The following is an 8209-nucleotide window of genomic DNA, read 5'->3' as shown; positions in this document are numbered from 1 at the left end:
ACATCGAGATGCTTTACAATCGAATCAGGCGCCATTCGCATCTTGATGGGATGAGTCCAGAAGCATTCGAGGCAGCTGCAAAATGAGGCTACTTCAATGTCTAGGATACTGGGAGCAGTCCAGCTGTAAAAATTTTGATTCCCGAAATCATAACGACTGAGACAAACTCAATTTATTTAAATAAATCTAACGATACTTGCACATAGGCCTTCGATCATAAGACAATAGTCACAATATTGTTTTAAATTTGCTTAGGCTATTTTCATGTCCCAATCTCTTGATGTTCTTGGCGGTATTACAGCTGAACAATTCCTTGCCGAATATTGGCAAAAAAAGCCATTATTGGTCCGCAACGCTCTACCTGAAATTATCAATATTTTAGAACCTAGCGATATCATGGAACTGGCTTTAGATGAAAATGTCACAGCCCGTTTAATCAAACAAAAGGACCGTGACCCAAATCAGTGGTCGGTAAAGTCTTCACCGCTGTTAAAAGCTGATTTCCAAAAGATGCCAAAACTCTGGACTTTATTGGTTCAAGCCGTAGATCACTACTCTTTTGACTTAGCAGCACTCTGGAAAAAATTTCCTTTTATTCCGCAGTGGCGCCGTGATGACATCATGGTGTCTTATGCGCCTAAGGGTGGCTCTGTCGGAAAGCATTTTGACTTTTACGATGTCTTTTTAGTTCAAGGTTATGGTCATCGTCGTTGGCAGTTGGGTCAAATGTGCGATGCTGAATCTGAGATTGTTGCAGGCCAACCTTTAAAATTACTACCTGAAATTGACGTACATTTTGACGAAGTATTAGCACCAGGTGATCTACTTTATGTACCACCGGGTTTATCACATTATGGTGTAGCTGAAGATGACTGTCTGACCTTCTCTTTTGGCTTCCGTATGCCAAACGTCACCGACATGGTAGACCGCGTAGGCGATAAACTGTCTGATAATGCTCTGCTGCGTAATCCTTTGCTCGATATTGTCCGTGATCAACAAAGCCCGATCGGTCAATTAACACAAAACGAATTGGATTATTTAAAGGCAGAAATTTTAGCGCAGCTACAAAACTCAACTTTGCTTGAAGATGCCATTATGACCTTAATGTCAGAGCCAAAGTATCCTGAAAACATTCCTGATGCTGAAGAAATTGGCACAGGAGATTTAGAAGGTATTTTAGACCAAGGTTATCAATTGATCTTAGAACCCGCTTCTCGCCTACTGTATACTCACGATGAAGGTGCATTCTTATTTTGGGCCAATGGTGAAGGGCTATGCATTTCAGAGCAATTTGCACCATTACTTAAGAATTTAGCAGATGGTGAAGCACTGTTACTTGATGAAAGCTTATATGATGCCGATATTCTAGAAGACATTGCAATGCTGATGAACGAATCCGTCTTAATGCTACTCCCACCTGACGAAGCTTAAGCAAACCAAGTGCTGAGGAATCTAATCTACTCAGCACTTTCTCCCTCACCAAACCTTAAACTGGCAATAATTTTGGTACAGCCTTTTTCAGATTCGATATTGAGCTCAGCACCAATTTTTTCTAAACGCATTTTCATACTGCGCATACCAATGCCCATCCCGTGGTTAAGCACACACTCCACATTAAAACCTACGCCATCATCCTGAATAATCATGACCAAGTGAGTTGTACTTGGATAATACATTTTTACATCAATATGCCGTGCTTGGCTGTGCTTCATAATATTGGTCAGACTTTCTTCAAGCACACGAATTAAAGTCAAACATTGTAGTGCTGTCGGTTGTATTTCCCATGCCTCCGGAATGCTCCAAGTCGCCTCAATATCTAGCTCATCCATGATCTGACTAAACCGATGCCGAACAGGAGCAATCCATAACACAGGATTATCTGGCGTTTTGTTATTGGTTAAAGAACCGCTGTCAATAATTTGTCTTAAATCATCTCGAAGCAATTTGAGGATGGATAAAAATTGTTGATTCGACATAGTGCTGGAACTCTGATCCACTAAAATCATGGAACGAACCAAAGATGCACCCAAACCATCGTGCAAATCATGTGCTAAATGAATACGCTCTTGTAAGCGGACATTTTCAAGCTCTAATTGGTGTCGAGCATATAAACTAGAGGAAAGGTTACTGGTCACAAAGCTCACTCGTTGCTCAAGTTCACTATTAAATCTTTGTATTTTTTTGATATTTCTATCTAAACGCGTTGCGAGAATAATCACGATAAAAAATGTGATCACCGGTGAGGTATACGGTGACAAGGGCTGATGGTCATTAATATGACCATCAAAAAGTAGTGAAATATCATAAAGCATAACTATAAGAATCACGCTTAAACAAACAGCCAATAAAATATAATCAGGGCGCTTCGTTTTATAAGCACGATAAATCACAAAAAAGAATGATGCGATAAAGAGCACAATGCACAATAAGAAAATCACCGCAGTTACGATATTAACCATCAAGCTCGGGATAAATAAGATGGTAACAATACACACCGCAGCAACTAAAAATAAGGTTTTTTCTAACTCAGCAAACTTTGTTCTTACAAAACGCAGCAGGTAAATGCAAAAGCAAACATTGTATAAAACAAAAAAAGTCAGATTAGTTTTCATGACCCACAGGGAGTTTGGATATGGAAACACTTCTCGATTGATGACATTCCAAATAAACAATACCCAAAACAAACAGCTAACAGAAAACCACAAAAATGTCGTTTCATTGCGTCTAAAAAACCAAATGACAAAACACACCAACCCTAAGGTAGTAGAAATAACTAAGTTAACTTGAAACAGTGCTCTCTTGTTCCAAATTCGTTTTTGTTGTTTATCATATGCTGTTGTGATATCAGAAAATTCTAGATTACCTAAACCCGGACTTTCATAACTATTACCAACCACATACACCCAAATGTCATTGTTTTTTTGTTTTAAGCTTTCGACAGGAAGGATCCAAAAACGCGGGGTATTCCAACTTTTGGATAGAGGCTCAACTAAATGCTTATCTTTCCAAAGTAAATTTCGATTAAAAAAAACAGCGCCTGCGCTACTCATGCCTTCCACAGAAAATGCTAAAGGCTGCTTCAGTTCATTACTATCCTTACAACTCCAATGCCAATTAAAATGGTACCAAACGCCACCATCATAGTATGGCCAACGCTCTGTCCACACATCAGGGTTTTTGACCTCGACCCACCCAATCTTTGGAACAACATCAATAGAACTTGTTTTCACTGCAGAAATTTTATCGATATTTACTTTACAGGTTGGACTAACAATAAAGTTCGTTTGCGCGGAACTGGCAAAGCTAATCACACACAAGCATAGTGTGATAAAAATACTCAGCCAACCATTTCTCATAAAATACCTAAAGAACGTGCAGTACTGACTGCTTTAGTTCTTTTTGTGACGGAAAGCTTCCGGTAAATATGCTTAATATGACTTTCAACGGTATAACGTGATACAAATAATTGCTCAGCAATTTCACGATTACTCAGACCCTGCGCCACTAAATTAAGAATTTCAGTTTCTCGATTGGTGAGTTGGTCATAGTCCTGACCATCTAACTGCTCTACCCGCTCAGTTTGTGGGGTATTTGAGGTCGAGATTTGATTTAATATTTCACGAGCAATAAATGGGTCAATCGGTGCACCACCGCGCAAAATACTCCGTATCGACATCAGTACTTCAGCATCATCACGTTCTTTTAGTACATAACCATTCGCTCCAGCCTTAATCGAGGCAAATAAGCTTTGCTGTGTACTCCATGCCGAAATCACTAGAATTAATGCGCTTTCATCTATGTCTCTGAGTTTTTCAATTAAAGTGATGCCATTTCCATCAGGCAACCCTAAATCGACTAAGGCTAAAGAAATGGGTTGTGAGGCAATGATTTGCATGGCTTCAGCTAAATTTTTAGCAAAAATCAGCATATCTTGACTATAGCCCAGTTCCGACAGGATCAGATCTAGACGCGAGCGAATCATGGCTTCATCTTCCACGATTAAAACAGGTGCAGGCAAAACAGTTTCCTTATTTTTCACTGAAGCTTCCCCTTTTTCTTATCATTCTTCAACCACACTATACCGATGCAAACTTGGCCTAACCTATCCCTAGAAGTAAGTAATTTATAATTTTTTCTTTTGAACAATAAGCGCTTATTCATATTCATTTTATATACTTTAAATTCTGAAAGATATCAATCTGTATGAAATTTATCCATAATTTTAATATTGAATTCCCACAGCAAATAATAACGGGCGTAACAACAATTTATTACTTGTAGATGAAACAGAGACTTGGCACATTAGGTCTAAACAATCTGGAAGGATGCCCAGCCATATGTCTAGCCCTGCTCAATCCATACGTCATAAATTACTGAATACTTTCTTTTCACGGCACTCCATTTGGCTACTGTGTATTTTTATTTTTTTGAGCATTTCTTTTTTTCATTATAGCCGCACCCCTATCTATATTAATTATTTTATTTCAGACACTTTACTGAACAGTATTTGGCTGATCACAGGTTTACTGAGTCTTGTTGGCTTGCATGATGTTTTACAAAATAAACATTCAATCTTAAAGAATTACCCGATTATGGGGCACTTTCGTTTTATTTTTGAAGATTTCCGCCCTGAAATTCGCCAATATTTTATTGAGGCCGATCAAGACGCACTGCCTTTTTCTCGTATGCAACGCAGTTTGGTCTATCAACGTGCAAAAAACCAAAATGCAGATAAACCATTCGGCTCCATTATCGATGTCTATGCAGACAACTACCGCTTCATGACTCATTCACTGAGCCCATGCACACCTGCCGACCCTAAAACCTTCCGTATTTTAGTGGGCAATTCGCAATGCTCACAACCTTATAGTGCTTCTATTTTCAATATTTCAGCCATGAGTTTTGGCAGCCTGAGTGCCAATGCCATTCGCGCTTTAAATAAAGGCGCGCAAATGGGTGGTTTTTACCATGATACTGGTGAAGGTAGTTTAAGTCCGTACCATCTTGAGTATGGAGGCGATATTGTTTGGGAGTTAGGCAGTGGTTATTTCGGTTGCCGTACTCTTGATGGTCAATTTGACCCTGAGAAATTTGCCGTTCAAGCCAAACGGCCTCAAGTCAAAATGATTGAAATCAAGCTATCTCAGGGAGCAAAACCTGGTCATGGTGGAATTCTGCCTAAAGATAAAATTTCTGAAGAGATTGCCGAAATACGGGGCGTCAGTCGTGATCATGACTGTGTTTCCCCCTCAAGTCATTCTGCCTTCAAAACTCCTATTCAGATGATGCATTTTATTCAAAAACTGCGTGAGTTATCTGAAGGCAAACCTGTCGGTTTCAAGCTGTGTATTGGTCAGCCTTGGCAGTTTATGAGCATTGTCAAAGCCATGCTACATACCCAAATTATTCCTGATTTTATTGTGGTAGATGGCTCCGAGGGCGGGACTGGTGCAGCGCCTATCGAGCTGATAGATAATATGGGCGTACCACTACGTGAAGGCTTACTTTTTGTACACAATACACTGGTCGGTGCTGGTTTACGTGATCAGATCAAAATTGGTGCCAGTGGTAAATTGGTCAGTGCCTTTGATATTGCCAGTACCATGGCAATTGGGGCAGATTGGGTGAACTCTGCACGAGGGTTTATGTTCGCGGTGGGCTGCATTCAAGCGCAAAGTTGTCATACCAATCAATGCCCTGTCGGTGTTGCGACACAAGACAAAGAGCGTCAAAAAGCAATACATGTGCCCACAAAAGCCGAACGCGTGTTGCATTTTCATGACAACACATTAAAGGCACTTTCAGAAATGATTGCTTCAGCAGGCTTAAAACATCCAGCAGAAATTAAAGCACGCCATTTAGCACAGCGTATTAATGACCGAGAAATTCGAAACTATGCTCAGCTGCATTTTTGGTTAAAAGATGGTGAACTGCTGTCTTGTGAAAATAAAGATGAAGAGAACTTCTATTTCCGTATGTGGAATATGTCCAAATTAGAACATTTCTAAATAAAAAGGAGGCTGATAAAGCCTCCTTTTTATTTTCGATAAAAGAATCACAGAATGTTAGTAATATCCACTCGATGAACCCTGCGCATGTAAAAAGGCTGGGATTAGACCTGTTAATGCCGCACGAATATCCGAACGCTCATTGATCAATTGATGCGAACCTTCCTCCAACATCAATAAGGTCTGTAAGCGAAACTTTTCACGAATAAACTCAATGTTATAACGCCAGTCTACCGTCTGATCCAGTGCACCTTGAGCTAACCAGACTGGAATGCGACAGGCTGGACGCTGTTCCATTTCCAACATCCATTTGGACATAGCCAAAATCCAATCCATACCCATCATGCGAGGTTGTAGCGGATCTTTTAAACGAACAAAGCGTAAGAACTCAGGGTTATGGTTATTCCGCCTAAAATGACGCGGCACTTGGCGTTTAATCCGTCGAATAATGCCTAATCCAACCGAGTTATGCCACCAAGCGGATTTTGCAGGTCGAATGAGTGGCGACAACAACAAGACACGTTGTACATAAGGATTTTCACGGCGTTCGGCAAACTCAAGCAAATGATGCATCAAAATTGCACCACCCGTGCTCTGCCCTATGCCTAACCACGGTTGCGGCAACTGCTCGGCATGTTTAACATAACGCACCACAGCATGTAACACATCTTGATAATGATCAAAATTTTGAATATTCGCAGGTGATCCATCACTGAGTCCATGCCCCGGAAGATCATAAGTCAGTACACTAAAGCCTTGTTCAAGCAACTCTTTAATAATAGGTTGATAAATTCCGCTATGCTCTAAATAACCATGCAACAGACAGACTGAACCTTTGATTTTTTCAATTTTTGGTGCAAAAACTTGGACATGCAACTTAAATAAGGGCATTTGAACATAACCTTGCCAGTGATCACAGTCCAACGCATCTAAACCGTATAAACGACGATAAGACACCATCTCCACCGATGCCTCATACGGCTGGTTTAGATTCAAAGGCATTAGAAGCTGTGGTGTCGTCTCACGACTCGGCACAGGAAGTTCAAGCTGTTTGAGTACCGAAGGATTTAAAAAAGGAAGTTCAGGCATTATGGAATCTCCCGACAGTCACTCGAACCCAACAGTACATCGCGTATCGTTGCGAGCATTTCATAATTGGCACGGCGACTATGATCATAATTTTGTTCACTTGGACGCCATTGGGTTAATTGGGTCGGCATAGGTGCCTCAATCGGCTGTGTTTCGATACCATTTAAAGCAAATAAACGGCGTGTACGTGGCATATGATATTGATCTGTAATTAAAATCACTCTAGGCGCACCACCTTTTTTCTGCAACAGCAAAGAGCTAAAGCGCGAGTTTTCGCAGGTGTTCATACTACGATCTTCCAATAGTTTCGCATCGACTCCACGCGCCTTTAACCATTTTTGCATATACGGGGCTTCGACACCGCTAAGCACAATGGGGAGCTTGAACTGTTGTTCTACTTGTAAAGTGGTTTCAAGACGTAGTCGCGTATATTCATTCACCACAATATCTTTACGGTTTTTGTCTAAAGTTAATCCACCACCTAAAACAACTATGGCATTCGGCATGTTTAATGCCGCTTTTCTCTCTTCATTTTGTGCATGTATTTGTGCAATGTCCTGATAGATTTGTTCATCTATCGGCTCTTCCTCTACAGTCTCAACTTTATGTGTTTTTAAAAAGTCGAGATAATGTTCCATCAGGGCTTTATTTTCTTTGCTATTCAGCTCTAACAGTTCTTTAACATTTTCGGTCGGATCAACCTCAGAACTTGCCGCCTCAACCACCAAAGGAATTTGAGGCTTTTGCTCTTTTTCTTGTTCTTCACGCTGTTCAGAAATAATTAACTGTTGTAGTGCTTTATAACGTGCCTGAATCGTGGTTAGGTTTTGCGAATTATGTTCTTTGATTTGCTCTTCCATCAACTGTAAGTACGCTTGGCGGGCAATCCACAAATCAGAGCCTGGTTCTAAGCTTTCTTGCTCACTGAGTGCTGCCATTTTTTGACTTTGTGCTGCAACTTCATTGACATCTACAGGGACAAAAGCATTCAGTGTTGCCACAATCAGCTTTGAATAAAAAGGCGTATAAATAAAAATCATTAAACAGCCGAAAAATGCAAACAGCACCGAAGTGATTTGCATTAAACGTACCATTTTATGGGTTTTACTCAT

6 protein-coding genes are annotated in these 8209 nt (G+C 40.4%); 2 read left to right on the top strand and 4 right to left on the bottom strand.

What is annotated here, in order from left to right:
• The first annotated feature begins 264 nt into the window (after window positions 1–264).
• Entirely contained in the window at window positions 265–1431 is a 1167-nt protein-coding gene (locus tag JZ787_RS14040) for a cupin domain-containing protein (RefSeq protein WP_168159216.1), read from the top strand.
• A gap of 26 nt (window positions 1432–1457) precedes the next feature.
• Here JZ787_RS14040 and JZ787_RS14035 read toward each other — a convergent pair whose 3' ends face one another.
• Both JZ787_RS14035 and JZ787_RS14030 read right to left on the bottom strand, forming a co-directional pair.
• Window positions 1458–3356, bottom strand: a complete 1899-nt coding sequence (locus JZ787_RS14035) for a 7TM diverse intracellular signaling domain-containing protein (protein ID WP_346312636.1) — start codon at window positions 3354–3356, stop codon at window positions 1458–1460.
• Window positions 3353–4039, bottom strand: a complete 687-nt coding sequence (locus JZ787_RS14030; protein WP_148825979.1) for a response regulator transcription factor — start codon at window positions 4037–4039, stop codon at window positions 3353–3355. Before JZ787_RS14030 ends, JZ787_RS14035 begins: the two co-directional genes overlap by 4 nt.
• Before the next feature lie 298 nt (window positions 4040–4337).
• Here JZ787_RS14030 and JZ787_RS14025 point away from each other — a divergent pair, with 298 nt between their 5' ends.
• The gene (locus JZ787_RS14025) at window positions 4338–6008 is read left to right on the top strand and encodes an FMN-binding glutamate synthase family protein (RefSeq protein WP_335999811.1); all 1671 of its coding nucleotides are present in this window, start codon (window positions 4338–4340) and stop codon (window positions 6006–6008) included.
• A 57-nt stretch (window positions 6009–6065) separates the two neighbouring features.
• On the opposite strand, the gene JZ787_RS14020 is transcribed toward JZ787_RS14025, so the two are convergent.
• Window positions 6066–7097 carry an alpha/beta hydrolase gene (locus JZ787_RS14020; protein ID WP_004696940.1) on the bottom strand — a complete coding sequence of 344 codons (1032 nt, stop codon included), beginning with the start codon at window positions 7095–7097 and terminating at the stop codon, window positions 6066–6068.
• The gene (locus JZ787_RS14015; RefSeq protein ID WP_148825978.1) at window positions 7097–8209 is read right to left on the bottom strand and encodes a YdcF family protein; all 1113 of its coding nucleotides are present in this window, start codon (window positions 8207–8209) and stop codon (window positions 7097–7099) included. Before JZ787_RS14015 ends, JZ787_RS14020 begins: the two co-directional genes overlap by 1 nt.

This window comes from Acinetobacter sp. BWR-L5 (assembly GCF_039655985.1).
GTDB lineage: Bacteria > Pseudomonadota > Gammaproteobacteria > Pseudomonadales > Moraxellaceae > Acinetobacter > Acinetobacter johnsonii.
This window is presented reverse-complemented; position numbering and strand designations above follow the sequence as displayed.